Source organism: Sporosarcina sp. CAU 1771 (assembly GCF_054482775.1).
Map to the genome: position 1 here is coordinate 1 of NZ_JBTLRN010000033.1, position 22,172 is coordinate 22,172.

Sequence of the window (22,172 nt, forward strand, 5' to 3'; positions counted from 1 at the left end):
AAGTTTCTTTGAGCGTCGAACGACTTCAGAGACCGTATTTCTTGAGTGGCCAGTACTAGAACTAATAGTTCTTTGACTAATGCCATCAAAATATAGTTCCAGAATCTTTCGATAATTAACCATAAAAAAACCTCCTGTATATTAGAGTCATGCTGATTTGCATGCTACTTTATTATACAAGAGGTTTTACTATATATAGTGGCTCTCTGTTCCGCACTTGGTGGCTCTATCTTCCGCAGTGACTGGCTCAAAACTCCGCACAAGTGGCTCAATTCATCTGCAATATTCAGCGCTCGGTCAGTATGGCGTTGACACTTGGTAACGTTGGTTTTGCTGTTGAAATTGGAGATAGAGTAAATTCTCTTTTTTCTGTTGTGGAGAGCACTTGTAAAATAAGTTTATAAAGGATGTTTACTTTTGAATCAATATGAAAGAAAAATCGATTGGCAGGTACTTATCATTAGTGGTGGACTACTTGTAGCCTTTGTCATTGCATCATTTATCAATATGGATTTTGTATCAGCTATGGTGAATAATTCATTCGCTTTTGCGGTAAGATATTTCGGTGGATTTTGGCAAGTGTTGTTATTAGGTACGTTTTTCATCGCACTTTTTCTAGGCTTTTCAAACTACGGGAAGGTCCGTTTAGGCGGAATTGATAAACCAGAAGTCGGTTATTTTAAGTGGATTGCCATGATTATGACAACGTTACTTGCGGGAGGCGGAGTCTTTTGGGCAGCTGCTGAACCAATGTACCATTTTCTCTCAACGCCTCCGATTTTTGAAGGTACTGATGTCGTGTCGGGCACTGAAAGTTCGATTATTCCCGCTTTTGTTCAAACCTATTTACATTGGGGTTTTCTCGCATGGTCGATTCTCGGTACGCTGGGAACGATTGTTTTGATGTATGCGCATTATGAGAAAGGAATGCCACTGAAACCACGTACAATGCTTTACCCATTGCTAGGGGAAAAAATCATGGGGAAAAGTGTACTTGGAACCGTTATTGACGCGTCTGCTGTTATTGCGGTTGCGGCAGGGACGATTGGTCCTATTGGATTTCTTGGTTTACAAGCTGCGTATGGATTAGAAGCGTTGTTTGGGGTACCGAATACATTACTTACACAAGTGTTGATCATTCTTGGTGTCGTGGTCATTGCTACGGTATCCGCGGTGACAGGTTTGCGTAAAGGGATCCAATTTTTGAGTAATTTAAATATCATCATTACACTAGTATTAATTGTTGCGATTTTAGTTTTAGGACCAGGTGGATTTATCCTGAATACATATTTAGCTGCAGCAGGGATTCATCTTCAAGAATTTTTTGCGATGAGTACATTTCGTGGCGATTCAGTTTGGTTAGGCTCTTGGACGGTCTTTTTCTGGGGATGGTTCCTCGGATATGGACCAATGATGGCCATTTTTATTTCAACGATTACGCGTGGACGTACGATCCGTGAATTGATTTTGGCAGTTTCCATTACTGCACCTATCGTAACGACGTTTTGGTTTACGGTTGTTGGTGGTTCAGGGATGTTTTATGAAATCGCTCAGCCAGGCGTTATTTCAGACGCACTGAATACGTCGGGTATGCCAGCTGCAATGATTGCAATTACACAACAATTGCCACTCAGTTCGATAATTGCACCACTCTTTTTGTTAGTGACAATATTATTCGTTGTAACAACTGCGGATTCGATGTCGTATACAATTTCTGTTGCGATAGCGGGAGATGGTCACCCACCAAAAACGTTGCGTGTGTTTTGGGCGATTATTATGGGTGCGGTAGCAATCGTGCTCTTAATGATAGGTGGAGGCGGAATTGACGCGATTCAATCATTTATCGTCGTAACGGCGATTCCGGTATCCTTACTTTTATTCCCAACGTTTTGGGCTGGTCCAAAGGCTGCGAAAATCATGTATGAAGCTCAGTTTGGAATCAATCCTAGCGTAATGGGGAAAGTAGTTCCAAAAAAGGCTAGTGAAGTTGACTCACCTAAAAAAGATAAGTAAGTAGATGCCAGTTGGTATTCTCCAAGTGAGAAGCCGACTGGTTTTACTATTTATTCGCCAACTACGGAAAAGACAGAAAAGTTTATGTTATGTTAAAATGAGTACGATCTTATCTAGTTAACTAGTAAACATAAGGGGGAATTAAGAATGACTACAGATCGCTATCAAAAAGGATTGGACAAATTAAAGGAACTTACTATACCAGACAGTGAAAATCCAACGGGGCATATGGATATTGGTGAAGGATTTACAGACATTGCACCGGATTTAAGAAAATATGTTGTTGAATTTGCTTTTGGAGATATTTATGCGCGTCCTGGACTGGATAACAAACAAAAAGTACTAACAACGATATCAGCGCTTGTTGCACAAGGAACTCCTCAAATTGAAATGCATGTCAAAACAGGCTTGACAGTTGGTTTAACACCGGAAGAAATTGTCGGTTGCATTGTGCATCTCATTCCGTATACAGGTTTTCCACGTGCATTGAATGCATTAAAAGCTGCACAACGCGTGTTTGATGAACGGGGTATAACGGTGGACACATCTGCATTAGAGTAAGTTTTTAATAGGTTTCCAATCAACAAGAATTCTGTTGATTGGAAGCTTTTTTTATTTGGATAATAAAGTGAGTACATTAATTCCAAGGACTTTGAAATATGGGAATATTCGCCTTATAAATGGTATTATTAATTAATACATAAAATTAATTAAACGAATCCAAGGGGGAATTCCAATTACAAAACTAACGAGACTACTTTATTTACTAACTACAATTTTGGTCCTATCAATCGCTTACCCGAGTTCAAGTGTGAACGCGGCTACTTCGAATGAATCGATCACAATCCTTTTTACACATGATTTACATGATAATTATCTTCCTTTTGAAGTACGGAGAGGGCAGGAAAGATTGACGGTTGGGGGGTATGCAAGGCTTCACAGTGCAATAAAAGAACAACGTGAAATTGACCCCGATGCTTTGTTGGTGGATGCCGGGGATTATGCAATGGGAACATTGTTTCAAACCATTTACGCATCGCACTCACCCGGACTGCGCCTCATGGGGCATATGGGGTATGACGCGACAACGCTAGGAAACCATGAATTTGACTTCCGGGCAGAAGGATTGGCGGCCAGTTTGCAATCGGCAAAAGCCAGTGGGGATAAGCTTCCGTACATCGTCGCTTCCAATACATCTTTTCCAGAAGAAGAGAACGGAAAACTTGCCAGTAACTTACGTACGTTAAAAGAAGCGATGGAAGACTACGAAGTGCTGGATCATCTAATCATTGAACGAAAAGGTGTGCGGATTGGGATTATCGGTTTAATGGGAGAAGAAGCCGACTCGAACGCTCCAATGGCGGGAGTAAAGTTTGAAGATGCGATTGAAAGCGCAAAATCAACCGCCACAATGCTGAAAAACGATGAAAACGTTGATCTAATCATCGCAATTTCGCACTCAGGGACGTCGGATGATCCGGCAAAATCTGAAGATGAACTCCTTGCAAAAAAAGTTCCAGACATCGATGTCATCGTTAGTGGTCACAGCCATACATTGCTCGAAGAACCGATACTCGTTGGTAAAACAATTATTGGTTCAACGGGTGAGTACGGTGAAAATCTCGGTGTCCTTACCCTTTTAAAAGACGACAAGGAAAACTGGGAACTTGATGAATATAAATTGGTCGCAATTGATGAGTCGTTCGAAGAAGAACCGACTACCGCCAAACTGATTGAAGACTACCGACAAGTTGTTCAAGAAAACTATCTCGATCGTTTTGGAATGGAATTTGATGAAGTACTCGCATACTCACCGTTTGATTTCACAGCGTTTGTAGATTTTGGCGTCTATCAGGAAGAAGAACCACTTGGAAACTTAATCGGAGATTCCTTTATTCACACGGTTCGTGAAATCGAAGGCGATGCGTATGAGCCGATCGCTGCTGCGGTTATGCCATACGGTAATATTCGAAATTCATTTACCAAGGGAGATTTAGCTGTTTCAAATGTATTCAATGTCGATTCATTAGGTGTTGGTCCCGATGAAATTTCAGGCTATCCACTTCTATCAATCTATTTGACAGGGAAAGAACTGAAAACCGTCGCGGAAGTTGATGCGTCAATTACGCCGATTATGAACGAGGTTCAACTGTACGTGGCTGGACTCAGTTATACATTCAATACAAAGCGCCTTTTGTTTAATAAAGTAACAGAAGTCAGTTTGCAAGATATAGAGGGGAATAGAGAGGAAATCAAGGATGACAAACTTTACAGAGTCGTCGCGGGGCTCTATTCGGCACAAATGCTTCCATATGTAAATGAAAAGTCGTTCGGAATTCTATCCGTCGTTCCGAAGATGAAAGACGGGACGCCCGTTACGAATTTTGAAGAGCAGATCATTTATACGGACACGAATCAGGAAGTAAAAGAATGGTACGCAATCGCTACGTACATGAAGTCGTTTGAAAAAGTAAACGGTGTGCCACAAGTACCTGTATATTATGAAACTACTCAAAACAGAAAAGTCGTTGTGGAAGACGCCAATCTTTTCGCCATACTTAAAAATCCGAATGGAATCATATTGACAGCTTTCGGAATTGTTCTAGCATTTGTAGGAATTCTAGTGTTTGTTAGTATGCTGTTAGTGAAAAGAGGGCGTCGCAAAAGAGCATCGTTCTAAAAGGTTCATAATTTGAGAGTCTTTAAACCAGATAAAAACATTATTTTAGAATTGTTAGTATATATTATTTATTCTTCATGCTATAATGCAAATAAGTTTGACTATTATAACAATTATAACGAATGGGAGTTGGTTTACTTGTTTACACCACTATCACCACTTGATTGGAAACGAAGGGCTTTGAAATATTATCCAGAAAAAGTAGCTGTGATTGACGAAGAGAAGGAATTCACGTATAAGGAATTTTGTCGACGCACAGATGAGCTTGCCATCTCCCTACATAATTCAGGCATTAAAGAAGGTGATCATGTCGCAGTAATGTTGCCAAATACCCATTATATGTTGGAATGTTTTTATGGGATTTGTCAGCTAGGGGCAGTCATGGTGCCGTTAAATTATCGACTCGCATCGAATGATTTAGAATATATTATTAATCATAGTGATGCAAAAATGCTCATTGTAGACGAAGAATTTACAGGACCAATTGAGGAAATTAAAGGAAATCTATCATTCGATAAATTTATCGTAGTATCTGTTGAGGGGCAAAACAATTCGTTGGATGGAATTGATTTTGAGGAATTCATTCAACAGTCGTCTGGGAAAGCGCTTCCACCCCCAATCGATTTAGATGAGAATCAACTTCTTACATTAAATTACACGAGTGGTACAACTTCAAAGCCAAAAGGTGTGATGTTGACTCACCGTGGAAATTATTTGAACGGTGCTAACTTCATAAATCACTTTGATGTTAAGACTGAAGATGTATATCTGCATACATTGCCAATGTTTCATGCAAATGGATGGGGCGGAGTTTGGGCGATCACTGCAGTAGGAGCAACGCATGTATGTTTGAGAAAGATTGATCCGCCACTGATTCTTGAGTTGTTTGAAAAACATAAAATCACATTCTTATGTGGTGCGCCAACAGTTGTGAATATGTTGGTTAACGTTCCAAACGCGAAAGATACGAAAATCACAACAAGTCCGAGAATGGCTACGGGCGGTGCTCCACCTTCTGCTTCACTAATTGCAAAAGCCAAAGACATTCTTGGGTTAAATATGATTCATATCTATGGCCTAACTGAAACTTCACCTTTTATTCTTCATAATGAATGGAGAACTGAATTCGATTTGAAATCGCTTGAAGATCAAGCAGTAATTAAAGCTAGACAAGGTATTGAACTTGCGTTTAGTGGGGAAACCAAAGTCGTTAATTCTGAAGATGTGGAAGTTGCCTGGGACGGTAAAGAAATTGGAGAAATCGTAACCCGAGGGAACGTTGTCATGAAAGGTTATTATAAAGATCCAGAACAAACATCAATTGCCATTCGAAACGGGTGGTTTCATACAGGTGATTTGGCAGTTACTCATCCTGATGGATATATCGAAATCCAAGATAGAGATAAAGATATGATTATTTCAGGTGGGGAAAATATTTCTTCCACAGAACTTGAGTCGATTCTATACAAGCATCCGTCCGTATTTGAAGTAGCCGTAATTGCCGTTCCTGATGAAAAGTGGGGGGAAGTACCTAAAGCGATAATTGTACTGCATCCTGGTAAGCATGCGACGGAAAAAGAAATTATTGACTTTTGCCGTGCTGCAACAGCTCACTTCAAAGCTCCTAAGTCAGTAGAATTCGTTAAAGAACTACCAAAAACAGCGACTGGGAAACTACAAAAGTTCCTATTAAGACAAATGTACTGGGATGGAACGAAAAAAGTAAATTAATAGAACGAAACTTCCCCTCTCTTTCTTTCATTCTAGGAAGTAGGGGAAGTTGTTTTAATTTAATTTTAGTTGAGTTTGAGAAGTATAGACGTTTTGATACCTAGTCATACGTAAAGAGAAAGAATTACAACCTATTTAATGAAGGAAAATTTATACTTGGGATATAAACACTCCGAATAATGACAAACAATCTAGTTCATTCATATTGTGCTGAAAGAGGAGGAAGTTCGTTGAATCGTTCTTTATTAACATTACATCATTTATTTAAAAATGCGTTAACTCATCATGGAGATAAAAAAGCATTAGCCTATCAAGATGAAGTGGTAACGTATGAAGAATTATTAGAGTCATCAAGTCGTGTTGCAAACGCATTGGGTAAGCATGGTGTTGGACCCAATATACCTGTAGCTTTGATTATGTCTAACTGTATGGAATTCGTAATTAGTGATATGGGTTTAAGCTTGGTTGGTGGAACAAAAGTACCGTTAAACGACATGCTTGGAGAAAATGAAATAAAATATATATTGCAAGATTCAGAGGCGAAAGTAGCGATTGTCGGAAAAAACTTTTTCGATATTATGAGCAATATTAAAAAGGACTTGCCTAACCTTGAACTTATCGTCGCGGTAGCAGATGATGGCGAATGTCCAGAAGGCATGATACCTTGGGCACAATTTCAAGAAAATGAATCCAATGAACTTCCAACTATCGAAGTCCTTCCAGAGGATAAGGCTTTGATTATTTATACAGGAGGGACAACTGGACTTCCTAAAGGTGTAGTTCACACACAAGAAAATATGGCCATAAATATATTCTCACATATAATTGAATTAGAATTGCAAGGGGATGAACGAATTCTACTGTCTACCCCACTCCCGCATAGTGCAGGAATGGTAATACAAGCAGGAATAGTCAAAGGGGCTTTTCATTTTATTGAAAAAAGCTTTAATCCACAAGTAGTTATTGACCGAATCGAAAAAGATAAAGTTACATTTACCTTTATGGTGCCAACAATGATTTACCGAATAATGGATGAAATGATTGGGAAAGAATTTGATTTGTCTTCTTTGCGGACCATTTTATATGGGGCTGCTCCAATTACCGAAGAACGTCTGAAACAAGGACTGAAATTATTCGGACCAGTGTTCACTCAACTATATGGCCAAACCGAGGCACCGAACTTTATTACACGCTTGAAAAAATCAGATCATACGGCTTCAGGAGATAAGACGGAGAGATTACGTAGTTGTGGGCAGCCGGTCATGATGAGCGAAGTGAAAATAGTAGATGAAATGGGCAATGAAGTGCCTCCAAGAGTTGAAGGTGAGATTACAACTAAAACACCCTATAATATGATTGAATACCACCAACAACCAGAACTAACGGCGGAATCATTAAAAGATGGTTGGTTATATACAGGTGATTATGGGATGAAAGATGAGGACGGTTACATTTACTTGCTTGACCGAAAAAAGGACATAGTTATCAGTGGGGGTATGAATGTATATACGTCTGAGGTCGAAAACGTAATTCAGACCCATCCGATGGTTAGTCAAGTCGCAGTTATTGGCGTACCTGATTCAGACTGGGGAGAAGCTGTTATGGCCGTCATTATAGCTAAGGCAGGTACTACTCCAACGGAAACCGAGATTATTACGCTCTGTAAAGCAGAATTATCAAAGTATAAGTGTCCAAAAAAGGTACTCTTTATCGATAGTTTACCACTAACTCCTTATGGAAAAATTGATAAAAAAGCATTGCGTGAACCTTTTTGGGGCAAGTTGGGAAGAGCGATTAATTAACGAAATATGTAAGTAGAATCAAGGCAAATGAAAGCAGGGGGCTGTCACAGAATTTCAGTATTCACTGACTTTTGGGACAGCTCCGCTCTATTTATTTTTATGGTCAATGTAAATGAAGACTGGAATTTAAATGGTTTATTTACTTGATTATTAGAATTGTAAGCGTTAGCATATACTTATGCCTTAAATATTCAGAATAACGATTCTAGTTAATCTCTTGTGATAATTGCGATTATTAAATAGGTTAGTAGAATGTTAATTGATTCGAGTGAATTAAGGTTACAACTGAATACGGAAACTATAACAGACTACTACTTACATATTCATTCGAAAGAAAAATTCAGAGGTTAGGTACAGCAGTTGCAAAACAAATAGAAAAGGGGATATGAAAATGAGTGTATTTGATTTATTTAGCTTAAAAGGTAAAACAGCAATCGTAACAGGAGGCGGAAGAGGTCTAGGTGCACAAATTGCAAGAGCTTATGCGGAAGCAGGGGCAAATGTTGTTGTTTGTTCAAGAAAACTTGAAGCGTGTCTTGAGACGAGTAAAGAATTAGAAGCGCTGGGTGTTCGCTCAATTGGACTAGCCTGTGATGTTACGAGTCCAGAAGATGTAAAAAGAGTCGTTGAAGAAACACTGAGTGAATTTGGTACAATCGACATTCTTGTGAATAACAGTGGAGCAACTTGGGCATCGCCGGCTATCGATATGCCGTATGAAGCATGGGTAAAAGTGATGGAAGTAAACGTAAATGGCATTTTTCTGATGAGTCAAGAAGTTGGTAAAGCAATGATCAAGCAAAAAAGCGGAAAGATTATTAACATCGCTTCAATAGCAGGTCTTGGTGGAACTGATGATAAGTACATGGACACTATTGGCTACAACACGAGTAAAGGTGCAGTAATTACATTTACAAAAGATCTTGCAGTTAAGTGGGGAGTGCACAACATAAACGTCAATGCGATTGCACCAGGATTTTTCCCGACGAAAATGTCAAGTGTACTTCTTGAGCGCGGCGGAGATGCTATTTTAGAGATGACGCCACTCAAACGCTACGGTTCAGATGAAGATATGAAAGGTGCAGCACTGTTTTTAGGGTCCAGAGCATCTGATTACGTAACGGGTAACGTATTAGTTGTAGATGGTGGAACAAGTGCAAAGGTCTTAGGATAAAAGTGAACTCCTTTCAATAAAAAAATAAATAGAATCCAACAAACAAGGCGGGTAATTCCACCTTGTTTGTAGTTTTTGAAGCCGAGATTCGGTCGTTAACTAGTCGATTTATGTGATGAAAAGGTAGGCACGACAATAGCAAAGAGGTGTATAAATTGGAGGATGTAATGAGCAATACAATCGCTGTTCGCAGTGGGGAAGAGCTAGATAACGATAAACTAGTAACATTTCTAAGGAGTGCAATTAAAGATTTACCTGAAGGAGAATTAACGATTCGTCAATTTGGGGAAGGGTATTCGAATTTAACTTACGCCCTTCAAATTGGGGATTGGGAAGCGGTACTTAGGAGGCCACCACTTGGACCGGTTGCTGCGAGAGCTCATGATATGGAGCGAGAATTCAATGTTTTATCTGCGCTTCATCCAATCTTTAATACCGTCCCAGAGCCAATTGTTTTCTCGGATGATCTGTCGGTGGTAGGTAGTCCATTTATGATCATGGAAAGGCGTCACGGCGTCGTTTTAAATACATCATTCCCAGAAGGAACAAAAGATACGTTTCAACATGCAAAAAGAGTTTCTGAAATTATGGTAGATAAAATTGTTGAGTTACACTCAATTGACTACAAAAAAACAGAACTTGTCAACATGGTACATCCGGATGGTTTTTTAGAAAGACAAGTGTCTGGATGGATTGGAAGATATGGGAAAGCCAAAACGTCAGAAATTCCAGAACTTACGGAATTGATAGCATGGCTTCAAGAGAATATTCCAGTCTCGCCAACACCTACGATAATTCACTATGATTTCAAGCTAAACAACGCAATGTTTTCACCTGACTTTACTGAAATGACGGGTTTATTTGATTGGGAAATGACAACTGTGGGGGATCCACTTGCAGATTTGGGAGTTGCGATGGGCTACTGGATCGAAGCGGGGGACTCAGAAGTGTTACATAATGCATTTGGAGCTCCAGCCATTACGATACAAGAAGGTTTTTATACGCGCAAAGAATTTATTGAACGTTACGCAGAAAAAAGTGGCAGGGATGTACAACATATAAATTATTACATTGTCTTTGCCTATTTTAAAGTTGCAGTCGTTTGTCAGCAAATGTTCTATCGCTATAAAAAAGGTCAGACAACGGATTCACGTTTCGCAAATTTGAATAAAATCGTACATAGTTTCATCCAACATGCCTTAACAATAAAGGAAGAATCATAATGCAAACAACTCCGAAAAAGAATAAACATCCAAAACTTCATTTAGTACTTTCGAAAGAAGAAATAGACAGCGCTAAAATAGATGAAACAAAAGTAGCTGTGGTATTCGATGTTTTGCTTGCAACTACAACAATTGCGGCTGTGTTACATTACGGAGCTAAAGAGGTAATTCCTGTTTTGGACGGAGCTGAGGCTTTACAAATAAAAGAAACAGTTGATATGAGTTCCACAATTATTGCTGGAGAGCTAGAGGGAAGAACGATTGCTGGTTTCTCAGACCCGTTAGTGACCCGTTTAAAAGACATCGTTAAGGGAAAGTCACTCGTACTTTCAACTACAAATGGTACCGTAGCAATTCGAAAAGTCTCGAGCGCAAAAAAGGTCTATGCTGCATGCTTACCCAATGTAAATGCAGTTGTGCAAAAAGTAGTGAGGGAACATTTGGATGATCCGATAATTGTCGTTTGTGCAGGGTCAAGCGGGGGTTTCTCATTAGAGGACTTTTATGGAGCAGGATATTTCATCCACCAGTTAGTTGCAGAAAACGATACATGGGAACTGACTGATTCCGCTAAAGCAGCTCTTTTCTTGTATCGAGGAAATGAAGAACTGGCGTTGGAACTATTGGAGGCATCTTTGGTCGGTGAAATGTTAGTGAGGGCTGGTTTAACAGAGGACCTTATTTATGCAACCGAAAAAGGGATACTATCGGTTGTCCCAGAGCTTGAGGATGGAAAAATGGTATTGAATGAATAAATGCACGAGAAGGTGTACCAATGAAACCGTGCATTTCAGAGAATCTGGATACCGTTTACGGATAGACAATTTGAGGGGGAAGAAAAAATGGGGAATACTATGAAAGCAATTCGATTAGATGAGTTTGGTGGACCTGATGTATTGAAGTATATTGAGGTAAATAAACCAGAACTTGGTGACCGAGAGGTTTTGGTAGAGGTAAAAGCCATAGGGGTTAACTATGCGGATATTGCACGTCGCGAAGGGAAATACCTTGTACCGACAGTATTACCTTTCATACCTGGATATGAAGTGGCTGGAGTTATTGTGGGTGTAGGAAAAGAAGTAGAGCAATCCAAGGTTGGAAATCGTGTTGTAGCGTTGATTGAATCATCGGGTTATGCTCAATATGCAAAAGTTGAGGAAAAAGCATTAGTTCCTGTACCGGATAATGTGGAGTTTACAAGCGCAGTTGCATTGCCTTTACAAGGTCAGACTGCTTATCACATTTTGAAAACAATGGGTCAATTGAAGGAGGGCGAAACCGTTCTTGTCCATGCAGCAGCTGGTGGAGTCGGGGCGCTATCCGTACAACTGGCTAAATTATTTGGCGCGGGTAAAGTTATTGCAACAGCGAGTACGGACGAAAAATTAGCCCATGCAAAAAGACTTGGTGCGGATCACACCGTCAACTATACAGAAGATGGTTGGGAGAAAAAAATACTAGAAGTAACGGATGGTAAAGGTGTTGATGTTGTTCTTGAGATGGTTGGAGGAGACATTTTTCATAAATCACTCGAATGCTTAGCTTCATTTGGTCGTTTGGTAATATTTGGTGCAGCAAGTGGTCAATCTTCACAATTCCATGCTCGTCAGCTTATGAAACGAAATCAAACCGTTTCAGGCTTCTTCTTGCCGGAAATTAGTCAGGATTCAGAATTGTACCAAAACAGTTTTAAAGAATTGCTTAGCTTCGTCGGGAACGGACAGCTTGAATTAACAATCGGTGGAACATTCAAATTAGAAGATGCCGCGGAAGTGCATCAGTCCTTGCAAACAAGAAATACGATGGGGAAATTAGTCCTTGTACCTTAATTCACGCATTTAATTTTATAATTATGAGGGGTGAAAACACTTTGAATAAGCTAAATGAAATTGAAGTTTATATACGATTTTGTGAGACCGATGCAAGTGGGCATGTAAGCAATACAAGCTACTTTTCGTATTTTGAGGAAGCCCGCATTAAATTTTTAACAGAGCTAGGTTTTATTAAAAGAGATAGAAATGAACGGATCAACTTTATTTTGGGCAGGACGGATTGTGATTTTTTAGCGCAGGCATTTGCTCTTCAAACACTTACAGTTACTACCGAAGTTTTGAAAATAGGGAAGAAAAGTTTTACAGTGAGGCATGAAATAAAAGATACCGAAAACAATGTATTAATTGCTAAAGGGACCGCCGTAATGGTTTGTTTCGATTACGAAGCACAACAAACCATTCCAGTATCTGAGGATCTGAAACGTGTTTTGGAAGATTATTTGATAGTTGAATTAAGGGACTCTCCTTCTGTATAGGATAGTCTCTTTATTTATAAAGGTTGATCATAAAATGTAACCGCCTACTCAATAATGATGAAATGAAATATGTAGTACGCTACCCAAGATATTTGAGGTAATATTCAGAATTGCGTTGACAAAGAAAATCGGATGGTTTAATCTGAACTCTAGAGTTTCCAGAATAGTTACTATTTTAAAATATAAAACTTTATAAAGCAAAGCTTAACTTATTTACAGAAGGTGGTGCATTCCTATTCGTTATTCAGAGAAGTCCGAATTTCTATTTCTTCACGGTGCTGGTGGTACGAAAAGCAAGTGGAGGTATTTGTCAGGGGATTTAAAAGAAGTTGTAGCAAAGTACGTAGATTTAGCAGGACGTGATGGAGAGGGGAATGAAGATGTCAGCTCAATAGAAAAACACGCCGAGTACTTAAGCCCTCAAATAAAAAATAACGTTATTCTTGTGGGTCATTCTATGGGTGGATTAGTTGCAATCGAACTAGCGAATAGGAATAAAAACATTACGGGTATTGTTCTTATATCGTCTCATTACCGAATTCCTGTTAACGAGAAATTTCTAGAGAAATTAAAAGACGGTATCTATCCGGATGGATTTTTCTACGCATCGTATTCTAAAGAAATCGATAAAAAAGTGTTAGATGCCGAGAAACAAGAACTTGAAGAAATTCCTCTACAGGCAGCTTTTAGTGATTTTGATTTAAGTAACAACTACTTGAGTGGGTATGAACGTTTCTCTGAAATTCAAGTTCCAATCTTACTCTTGTTAGGAAATGAAGATCGGTTACTTCCTGAAAATACAAAGGAAGCTCTGGAAGAAGCAAATAAGAATGTAACAACAGTTCTAATTGAAAATTGTGGTCATTTCCCAATGGTTGAACAACCTAAAGTTGTTTCAGAGAAGTTATTCGAGTTTAAAGCTTTTATTGACAGTCAATCGAAATAGGGGATTACCCATATTGAAATATTTAAATAATAAATTTATTATATGGTCTTGATATTTTCAAAGTTAATGGTAAGATTATTTAAGAATAGATTTATTTTGAATATTTTAATAAATCACCCCATTCATATAATTTCTTTTAGAGTGAAAACTCTCGGTCTTTACTGCAATCCCTATAAGTTGATTATAAGAGAGTTCGGCCAATCTATTCCTTCTAAAAGTAAGTATCCTGCACTAAATTTAAAAGCTTCTTATAGATTTATATAAAAAGAAATATATACAAGAAAAAGGGGATCTGAAATGAATACAGTACATTATGAATTTTGGCCGAAGAGGTTACCTAAAACTTTAGATGTTCCCGAAACCTCTCTGTATGAGAATCTAGCCATTTCCGCAAAAAAGTATCCAAAGAAAGTCGCGCTTTATTATTACGGCGCTAAATATACATATGAAGAAATATTCAGAAAAGTGGAAGCGCTTGCTGGGTATTTAGAGAATAAACTTGGAGTTGTAAAAGGGGATAACGTTCTTCTCTTAATGCAAAATTCACCACAATTTTTAATAAGCTATTATGCTATTTTACGAGTAAGGGCAGTTGTTGTTCCGATCAATCCAATGAGTACGAGTGAAGATTTATCTTTTTTTATTAATGACGGTTCGATTCGCTTTAGTCTTATAGGTGATGAACAACATAGTAAGATTGCTGAATTGAAAAAAACGACTTGCCTCGAAAAGATTGTTATCGCATCTTATTCGGATTATGCAGGTGATGAAAAGGAATATGGGAAATTTCCCAATACAGAAGTAAGAAAAACTTCGGAAGTAAGCGAGGATGTATTGTGGAAAGAAGCACTAGAGATGAAACTTGAACCATCTGTGTTCAAAGGAAATTCAGAGGATGTTGTTGCATTGCCTTATACATCGGGTACTACTGGAATTCCAAAAGGATGCATTCATACAAATAGTACTGTGCAAGCAAACACGATAGGTGCCTACCAATGGTTTAATATGACATCTAGTACGATAAACTTATTATCTCTTCCGCTTTTTCATGTAACTGGAATGACACACAGCATGCATGCACCACTATATGTTGGCGGAACGATTGTTATGATGACGCGGTGGGATCGAAATTATGCTATGGAAGCAATTGAGAAATACCGATGCACGAATTGGATTAATATTACTACCATGGTTATTGACTTTTTATCACATCCTAAGCTTTCCGAATATCAACTATCATCACTAAAGTTGATTGGAGGAGGCGGTGCATCACTTCCAGTTGCGGTAGGTGAACGATTGACCGAAGTTACGGGCTTAGAATACGTAGAAGGATACGGGTTAACAGAAACGATGTCGCATACGCATTTTAATCCGCCTGATCGTCCGAAACTACAATGTCTCGGAATCCCATCGATGGACGTAGATGCACGAGTGATTAATCCGAATGAAGGCACTGAAGTAGCTTCAGGAGAAGAAGGCGAATTAGTCGTTAATGGGAAACAAGTGATGAAAGGTTACTACAACAGGGAAGAAGACAATCGAAGTTCATTTATTGAAATAGATGGAAAAAGTTTTTTTCGGACAGGCGATATTGTAAGAGTAGACAATGAGGGCTATTTTTTCCTAGTTGATCGAGTTAAGCGAATGATAAATGCAGCGGGTTTTAAGGTGTGGCCTACAGAAATTGAATCTCAACTTTATAAGCATCCAGCTATTCAACAGGCATGTGTAATTGGAATTCCAGATGTACGAAGGGGAGAAACAGTTAAAGCTTTTGTTATTTTGAATGAAAGCTTTGTAGGTAAGATTACTGAAGAAGAAGTTATTCAATGGGCAAAAGAAAGAATGGCAGCTTACAAATATCCGCGCTTCATAGAGTTTAGGGAAAGATTACCACTTACGAGTAGTGGGAAAATACTTTGGAGAAAATTACAGGAAGAGAATGATCGTCTTCAGAGTTAAGGATAGCTAGATTCCTAATTGATGGAATATTCGGCAGAAAGGGTTCTTTCATAATTCTAAAGAACAATTACCTGAAATCGATAGAGAAAATTAGATTCTACTATACTTAATAATTTTTTATATACTCTGTTGATGCATTAAAGGGGGTGATTAACAAATAGAATTACTCAGACTTATTACTCGTGAACTTTATAAAATTTAAGGGGGATGGAAAATGAAAAAGATATCACTTTTACTACTTATGTTTGTCTTAACTTTGGTTTTAGCTGCATGTTCTGGGGATGATGCAGGGGGTAAAGAAGAAGGATCAGGTTCTAAAGATGGCGATAGTAAATCTAGTGTAAAAGTTCAAGGTGTTACAGATGATGAGATATTAATTGGCCATCTTGGACCACAAACTGGACCAATTGCTGTTTATGACGTTTTCCGTAAAGGAATTGATTCTTACTTCAAGTACGTGAACGAAGAAGGTGGAGTTCACGGTCGTCAGTTGAAGTTAGTAGCATATGATGATCAATACCAACCAGCTAAAACGGTTCAATTAGCACAGCGTTTGGTGGAAGAAGATAAAGTTTTCGCGACATTAGGAAACGTTTGTTCACCATGTAATACAGCTGCTCAGCCTACTTTCGAAAAATCAGGAATTCCAATGGTAATGTTAAGTTCTGGAGCAAAACAGTTTGTTGACCCTCCAATTAAAAATTACTTTGGTTCAAGTATTCTTAACTACCGTGTAGAAACAGGAGTTTACCTTGACTATGCTATTAATCAACTTGGAGCTAAGAAAATAACAGTAATCTATCAAAACGATGATTATGGTAAAGAAGGTTATGAAGCGGTTAAAGACAATATTGGAAATTATGAAGGTGCAGAACTAATTGATGAGCTATCTTATGTTGCAGGCGATGCAGACTTAAGCTCACAAGCGCAGAAAGTTTCTGAAAACAAACCGGATGCAATAATTATGTTAGCGACACCAAATCCAGCGGCGAACTTCAAACGCGATCTTCATCGTATCGGCCTTGGTGACATTCCGTTCATAGTTTCTTCAGTTGGTGGAAATGATCTTAACCAATTTGAATTAGCAGGAGAGGCTTGGGAAGGAACAATTAGTGCTGCAACATTCCCGATGCCTGAATTAAGTGATGACCCAGCTATGAAATTATTCCTTGAAAGATTCACTGCAGATTATCCTTCAGATCCTACAGCAGGATTTGCTCCACTAGGATGGGCTATTGGACAAATTATGCATGAAGCACTAGAGCGTGCAGGCGATGACTTAGAATGGGAAGAGTTTTACAAAGTTATGGAATCATTCGATCAGTGGGATGGTTCACTTTACGAAGGAGTAACATTCGGTCCGGATAATCATTACGGTCTGTTGACACTTATATTAACAGAGGCAAAAGACGGTGAAATTATTCCGTTGACGGGTCCAATTCATTTCGACCCACTTACACAAGAAGTTACGTATGAGTAAAACCAACTAACTTATTAAAGGTAATGGTTCATAGATTCTATGGACCATTCTTCTTTAATAGCTGTTTAAAATATCTAGTTGCTAGGTAACAGGAAGCGAGGGATTCGATGCAAATTATTTTCAGCGGTATAATATTTGGTTGTATATATGGTTTGGCAGCTTTAGGTTTGGTTCTAATTTATAAAACAACGGATATAGTAAACTTTGCTCAAGGTGAAATGGCAATGATTACAACGTTTGTTAGCTTTATGTTTCTTACAACAATGGGGGTACCTTACTTTACTGCAATTTTCTTAGCCTTAGCATTTGCAGTTCTATTCGGAATTACAATCTATCAAGTGATTATGAAAAGGGTACAGACTGCCGCGCCGTTGAACCAAGTTGTTGTTACCTTGGGAATATTTATGTTTTTAAATGGTCTTGCAGGTTTAATCTGGGGACATCAACCTAATTCATTTCCGCCAGCACTAAAGGGAGATTCATTTAAAATAGGCAGTTTGTACATAGCCCCAAATGAAATCTTTATTATAGGTGTAACTGTTCTACTAATGCTAGTATTTTTCGTTTTGTTTCGATTTACGAAAATTGGACTTGCGATGCGAGCTTCGGCTCAGGATATGACAGCAGCACAGTTAATGGGAATTAAGGTAACTAGAGTATTTACTACAACATGGGCAGTTGGAGCGATACTTGGTGGAGTTGCTGGAATTATGACTGCGCCTATAATGTTTCTTGATACGCATATGATGATCGAAGTTATTATGATGGCTTTTGCAGCCGCAGTACTTGGAGGATTTGTAAGTTTACCAGGAGCACTAATTGGAGGCTTAATTATTGGTGTATTCGGTAATATGGTTGCCTATTATTGGGCTCCTGAGATGAGAATCGTGTTAACATTCCTTCTAGTTATTATCGTTCTTTATATGCGCCCACAAGGAATTTTTGGCGGAGCACAAACTGTGAAAAAGGTGTGATGATATTTGAAAAACTTGTTGAAGAATAAAAAATTACTTCTTAGCTTACTTGTTCTGTTTATGGTTGTCTATCCTTTTTTAATGGGATTATCGAATTACTTTATGACACTATTTGTGATGATCTGTATCTACTCTGTCGCATCAATGGGCCTTAATCTTTTAGTTGGCTATGGTGGGCAATTGTCAGTCGGACACGCAGCTTTTTTAACAATTGGCGCTTATGGTGCTGCAGTTTTTTCTACAAAGTTAGGATTTCCTATTATCATCGGGCTTCTTATGGCTGGTCTAGTGAGCGCAGCAATCGGACTTGTTATTGGATTCCCGGCAGTTCGCTTAAAAGGACACTTTTTGGCAGTTGCAACGTTAGGTTTTGGATTATCTATCCCTGAAATAGCACTGAATTGGGATAACGTTACAGGTGGTTACTCAGGTTTGATGGTTTCTAGACCTGAATATCTAAGTTCGAATCTCTCAATGTTTTACGTAGTTGTGTTTGTTACAGTTCTTATTACTTGGTTAATGTATAACATTCTTAAAAGTAGATTTGGTCGAGCTTTTATTGCGATTCGTGAAAGTGAAGTAGCTGCTCAAGCTGCAGGAGTGAACGTGTCGTTTTACAAAACACTGATGTTTGTTGTGAGTGCATTTTTCACTGGGTTAGCAGGAGGTCTTTACGCATATTGGATTGGATTTGTAAGCCCGAATGACTTTCCAATTATGATATCGTTCTTACTTTTGGCTATGATTGTAGTTGGAGGACTAGCTTCAATACCGGGTGCAATTATTGGCGCAATCATATTTACAGTTATACCTCATTACACAGATGCCTATGTGGGTATTACTAATATTGTCATCGGCGGAGCTGTAGTTGTGATCATTCTATTTAAACCGAATGGCCTCATTACTATCCTTAAAGGGAAGAATAAAGCTGTGGCTTCTGCAGAAGAAAAATCAACAGGAAAAATTAATGTAAAAAAGGTAGGCGAAGTTTAAGATGTTAGTATTTGATAAAGTAACAGTTCAATTTGGTGGACTAACAGCTGTTAATGAGCTTTCCTTTGAAGTTAAAGAAAATCAAATTCATTCGATTATCGGTCCGAACGGCGCGGGTAAAACAACTGTTTTTAACTGCATTAGCCGGTTTTACAAACCAACATCAGGGGAAATCTCTTTTGAAGGTGCAAACCTAAACAACTATAAGCCTCATAGAATCGTAGACTTAGGTATAGCTAGGAGTTTTCAGAACGTCGAATTATTCGCAAAGATGTCAGTTATAGACAATTTACTGACAGGCCTTCATTCAGTTATTAAGAAAAATCTTTTCGCTGCTGCTTTCAATCTTCCTTCCATAAGAAAATCGGAAAAGGAATGCATTCAAAAAGCAGAAGAGGTTATGGAAATGATTGGAATAAGTCATTTGCGTGATGAATTAGTTCATAACTTACCATTTGGCTACCAAAAGATGGTTGACATTGGAAAAGCAATGATGGCAAATCCGAAACTTATCTTACTTGATGAGCCCGTTGCAGGGATGAACCCTGTTGAGACTGCAAGGATTAGCGAATTAATCCTGAGGTTGAAAAACGAATTGAATTATACTGTTCTTGTTATTGAACATGATATGTCTCTTGTTATGAAGGTTTCTGACTATGTAACAGTCGTGAACTTCGGCAAGAAAATTTTTCAAGGAACAGCAAAAGAAGTGCAAGTAAGTCCAGTAGTTATTGAGGCTTATCTCGGGGAGGTCGAATCGGATGCTGAAGTTATCTGATGTTCATGCTTCTTATGGTAATGTCTTAGCATTACAAGGAGTATCAATTGAGGTACCAGAAGGAAAGATTGTTTCTCTTCTGGGAGCGAATGGTGCAGGAAAGTCAACAACATTGAAGGTAATCTCTCGAATAATGAATACGACAAAGGGAGAGTTTGAGTTTGATGGAAAGTCTATGAAGAAAAGACTTTCGAATGACATAGTAAAGGCTGGAATCATTCACTGTCCCGAGGGGCGTCGCGTATTCCCAGATCTTTCTGTAGAAGAAAACTTAAAGATTGGTGCTTTTACTAGAAAAACTAGAGATTTAGACAAAGATTATGAGAAGGTCTATGAGTATTTTCCACGACTAAAAGAAAGACTTCATCAAAAGGCTGGTACCTTAAGTGGGGGAGAGCAGCAGATGCTAGCAATCGGGCGTTCGCTAATGGGCGATCCCAAATACCTTTTACTTGATGAGCCGTCTCTTGGTATTGCGCCGATTCTTGTGAAGGAAATATTCGAAATAATTAAAGAGATTAATGCAGATGGTGTGTCAATCTTACTAGTTGAGCAAAATGCTCATATGGCGATGGAGATTTCAGATTATACGTATGTTTTAGAAAACGGTGTTTGCGCACTGGAAGGTAAATCAGATGAGTTGAAAAACAATAGTAGAATTAGACAGTTGTATCTTGGGATTGAGGAGTAATTAAAGGGGTATTTAATTTACTCCCTCCCATTAAATTGGTTGGAATATTCAATGGAAATGTAAATCATGGAACTAATGAAACACAAATAGATTACTTATAGGAGGATTATTAAATGAATTTCGATTTGACAGATAAAGTAAAGGATTTACAACAAAGGGTTATCGATTTTATGGAGGAAAATGTTTATCCAAACGAAAAGAAATATGAGGAAGAATTGAATAACTCTGGTGATCGTTTTACTCCTTCAAAAATCATGGAAGAGTTGAAAGTAAAAGCTAGAGAAGCAGGTCTTTGGAATTTATTTATGCCGGATAGTGAGTTCGGGGATGGGCTAACGAATCTAGAATATGCCTCGCTTTGTGAAATTATGGGACGTTCATTGATTGGTCCAGAAGTCTTTAACTGTGCAGCACCAGATACTGGAAACATGGAAGTTTTTCTTCATTACGGAACGCAAGAGCAAAAGGACAAATGGCTTATCCCACTACTTGCGGGTGAAATTCGCTCAAGCTTCTTAATGACAGAGCCTGATGTAGCTTCTTCAGATGCTACTAATGTACAATCCAGCATTGTTAGGGATGGCGACGAGTATGTGATTAACGGACGTAAATGGTGGATCACCGGTGGTGGAGATGCGCGAACAAAGATTGGTATCTTTATGGGGAAAACAGATTTTGATGCACCAAGGCATGAGCAACAATCTATGATACTAGTACCTTTTGATACGCCTGGATTCGAAGTGGTAAGGACATTGCCTGTATTCGGTTACGACCATGCTCCAACGGGTCACGTTGAAATTTCAATGACGGACGTAAGAGTACCTGTGTCGAATATCTTAGTAGGAGAAGGACAAGGGTTTGCTATTGCACAAGGTCGTCTTGGACCTGGCCGTGTTCACCATTGCATGAGAGCTATTGGTGCTGCAGAACGAGCTTTAGAGTTAATGTGTAAACGCACTTTGGAGCGGACTGCATTTGGTAAGACATTAGCTGAACAAGGAGTTATCGGAGAATGGATTGCGAATGCACGCATTAAAATTGAACAAGCTCGACTTTTAACATTAAAAACAGCTTATATGATGGATACAGTAGGTGCGAAAAATGCACGTAAAGAAATTGCGATGATTAAAGTTGCTGTTCCAGAAATGTGTCTAGAAGTTATTGACAAAGCAATTCAATCATTTGGTGCTGGAGGAATCAGTGAAGACTTCCCACTTGCTGCACACTGGGCAAATGCAAGAACTCTTCGCTTAGTAGATGGTCCAGATGAAGTTCACCGTCGTGACATAGCACGTCTTGAATTAAGACAATATAAGTAAGTTGTGATATAAGCACTTCAATGCGAAATTGAAGTCTAGCTCTACTATACAATGGAAATAATTCTTGAATCTACTTCGAGTTGATGAAGTAGATTCAA

General features: G+C 38.7%; 18 protein-coding genes. All 18 read left to right on the forward strand.

Annotated elements, in window-relative coordinates:
* Nucleotides 1-417: 417 nt before the first annotated feature.
* The 18 genes from ACXYMX_RS15585 (at nucleotide 418) to ACXYMX_RS15670 (ending at nucleotide 22,074) form a co-directional block, all read left to right on the forward strand.
* Entirely contained in the window at nucleotides 418-2,013 is a 1,596-nt protein-coding gene (locus ACXYMX_RS15585) for a BCCT family transporter (protein WP_459045163.1), read from the forward strand.
* A 147-nt stretch (nucleotides 2,014-2,160) separates the two neighbouring features.
* On the forward strand, nucleotides 2,161-2,574 hold the full coding sequence (locus tag ACXYMX_RS15590; protein ID WP_459045164.1) for a carboxymuconolactone decarboxylase family protein: 414 nt from the start codon (nucleotides 2,161-2,163) through the stop codon (nucleotides 2,572-2,574).
* Between the two features lie 250 nt (nucleotides 2,575-2,824).
* Nucleotides 2,825-4,693, forward strand: a complete 1,869-nt coding sequence (locus ACXYMX_RS15595) for a bifunctional metallophosphatase/5'-nucleotidase (protein ID WP_459045165.1) — start codon at nucleotides 2,825-2,827, stop codon at nucleotides 4,691-4,693.
* Between the two features lie 138 nt (nucleotides 4,694-4,831).
* Entirely contained in the window at nucleotides 4,832-6,424 is a 1,593-nt protein-coding gene (locus tag ACXYMX_RS15600) for a long-chain-fatty-acid--CoA ligase (RefSeq protein ID WP_459045166.1), read from the forward strand.
* A gap of 230 nt (nucleotides 6,425-6,654) precedes the next feature.
* Nucleotides 6,655-8,226 carry a class I adenylate-forming enzyme family protein gene (locus tag ACXYMX_RS15605; RefSeq protein WP_459045167.1) on the forward strand — a complete coding sequence of 524 codons (1,572 nt, stop codon included), beginning with the start codon at nucleotides 6,655-6,657 and terminating at the stop codon, nucleotides 8,224-8,226.
* 391 nt (nucleotides 8,227-8,617) lie between these two features.
* Nucleotides 8,618-9,400, forward strand: coding sequence for an SDR family oxidoreductase (locus ACXYMX_RS15610; RefSeq protein WP_459045168.1), 783 nt, complete (start codon nucleotides 8,618-8,620; stop codon nucleotides 9,398-9,400).
* 167 nt (nucleotides 9,401-9,567) lie between these two features.
* Nucleotides 9,568-10,623 carry a phosphotransferase family protein gene (locus ACXYMX_RS15615; RefSeq protein ID WP_459045169.1) on the forward strand — a complete coding sequence of 352 codons (1,056 nt, stop codon included), beginning with the start codon at nucleotides 9,568-9,570 and terminating at the stop codon, nucleotides 10,621-10,623.
* Complete coding sequence (locus tag ACXYMX_RS15620) at nucleotides 10,623-11,378, forward strand: 2-phosphosulfolactate phosphatase (RefSeq protein ID WP_459045170.1); 756 nt, start codon at nucleotides 10,623-10,625, stop codon at nucleotides 11,376-11,378. The genes ACXYMX_RS15615 and ACXYMX_RS15620 overlap by 1 nt, the downstream gene beginning before the upstream one ends.
* Before the next feature lie 99 nt (nucleotides 11,379-11,477).
* Nucleotides 11,478-12,452: a quinone oxidoreductase family protein gene (locus ACXYMX_RS15625; protein WP_459045184.1), complete on the forward strand. Its 975-nt coding sequence runs from the start codon at nucleotides 11,478-11,480 to the stop codon at nucleotides 12,450-12,452.
* A 41-nt stretch (nucleotides 12,453-12,493) separates the two neighbouring features.
* Nucleotides 12,494-12,931, forward strand: coding sequence for an acyl-CoA thioesterase (locus tag ACXYMX_RS15630; protein ID WP_459045171.1), 438 nt, complete (start codon nucleotides 12,494-12,496; stop codon nucleotides 12,929-12,931).
* A gap of 235 nt (nucleotides 12,932-13,166) precedes the next feature.
* Nucleotides 13,167-13,877 (forward strand): alpha/beta fold hydrolase, encoded by a 711-nt coding sequence (locus tag ACXYMX_RS15635; RefSeq protein ID WP_459045185.1) that lies wholly within the window; start codon nucleotides 13,167-13,169, stop codon nucleotides 13,875-13,877.
* A 297-nt stretch (nucleotides 13,878-14,174) separates the two neighbouring features.
* Complete coding sequence (locus ACXYMX_RS15640; RefSeq protein ID WP_459045172.1) at nucleotides 14,175-15,839, forward strand: long-chain-fatty-acid--CoA ligase; 1,665 nt, start codon at nucleotides 14,175-14,177, stop codon at nucleotides 15,837-15,839.
* 214 nt (nucleotides 15,840-16,053) lie between these two features.
* Nucleotides 16,054-17,319 (forward strand): ABC transporter substrate-binding protein, encoded by a 1,266-nt coding sequence (locus ACXYMX_RS15645; RefSeq protein WP_459045173.1) that lies wholly within the window; start codon nucleotides 16,054-16,056, stop codon nucleotides 17,317-17,319.
* Nucleotides 17,320-17,426: 107 nt separating this feature from the next.
* Entirely contained in the window at nucleotides 17,427-18,293 is an 867-nt protein-coding gene (locus ACXYMX_RS15650) for a branched-chain amino acid ABC transporter permease (RefSeq protein ID WP_459045174.1), read from the forward strand.
* A gap of 6 nt (nucleotides 18,294-18,299) precedes the next feature.
* On the forward strand, nucleotides 18,300-19,286 hold the full coding sequence (locus ACXYMX_RS15655; RefSeq protein WP_459045175.1) for a branched-chain amino acid ABC transporter permease: 987 nt from the start codon (nucleotides 18,300-18,302) through the stop codon (nucleotides 19,284-19,286).
* Between the two features lies 1 nt (nucleotide 19,287).
* The gene (locus tag ACXYMX_RS15660; protein ID WP_459045176.1) at nucleotides 19,288-20,064 is read left to right on the forward strand and encodes an ABC transporter ATP-binding protein; all 777 of its coding nucleotides are present in this window, start codon (nucleotides 19,288-19,290) and stop codon (nucleotides 20,062-20,064) included.
* On the forward strand, nucleotides 20,048-20,755 hold the full coding sequence (locus ACXYMX_RS15665) for an ABC transporter ATP-binding protein (protein WP_459045177.1): 708 nt from the start codon (nucleotides 20,048-20,050) through the stop codon (nucleotides 20,753-20,755). The genes ACXYMX_RS15660 and ACXYMX_RS15665 overlap by 17 nt, the downstream gene beginning before the upstream one ends.
* A 113-nt stretch (nucleotides 20,756-20,868) precedes the next feature.
* Nucleotides 20,869-22,074, forward strand: a complete 1,206-nt coding sequence (locus ACXYMX_RS15670) for an acyl-CoA dehydrogenase family protein (RefSeq protein ID WP_459045178.1) — start codon at nucleotides 20,869-20,871, stop codon at nucleotides 22,072-22,074.
* Nucleotides 22,075-22,172 lie beyond the last annotated feature (98 nt).

Excerpts from the sequence above, each read along its gene's own strand:
- ACXYMX_RS15590 (WP_459045164.1), top strand. The coding sequence starts at position 2,161 with ATGACTACAGATCGCTATCAAAAAGGATTGGACAAATTAAAGGAACTT.
- ACXYMX_RS15610 (WP_459045168.1), top strand. The coding sequence starts at position 8,618 with ATGAGTGTATTTGATTTATTTAGCTTAAAAGGTAAAACAGCAATCGTA.
- ACXYMX_RS15615 (WP_459045169.1), top strand. The coding sequence starts at position 9,568 with ATGAGCAATACAATCGCTGTTCGCAGTGGGGAAGAGCTAGATAACGAT.
- ACXYMX_RS15620 (WP_459045170.1), top strand. The coding sequence starts at position 10,623 with ATGCAAACAACTCCGAAAAAGAATAAACATCCAAAACTTCATTTAGTA.
- ACXYMX_RS15625 (WP_459045184.1), top strand. The coding sequence starts at position 11,478 with ATGAAAGCAATTCGATTAGATGAGTTTGGTGGACCTGATGTATTGAAG.
- ACXYMX_RS15640 (WP_459045172.1), top strand. The coding sequence starts at position 14,175 with ATGAATACAGTACATTATGAATTTTGGCCGAAGAGGTTACCTAAAACT.
- ACXYMX_RS15645 (WP_459045173.1), top strand. The coding sequence starts at position 16,054 with ATGAAAAAGATATCACTTTTACTACTTATGTTTGTCTTAACTTTGGTT.
- ACXYMX_RS15650 (WP_459045174.1), top strand. The coding sequence starts at position 17,427 with ATGCAAATTATTTTCAGCGGTATAATATTTGGTTGTATATATGGTTTG.
- ACXYMX_RS15660 (WP_459045176.1), top strand. The coding sequence starts at position 19,288 with ATGTTAGTATTTGATAAAGTAACAGTTCAATTTGGTGGACTAACAGCT.
- ACXYMX_RS15665 (WP_459045177.1), top strand. The coding sequence starts at position 20,048 with ATGCTGAAGTTATCTGATGTTCATGCTTCTTATGGTAATGTCTTAGCA.
- ACXYMX_RS15670 (WP_459045178.1), top strand. The coding sequence starts at position 20,869 with ATGAATTTCGATTTGACAGATAAAGTAAAGGATTTACAACAAAGGGTT.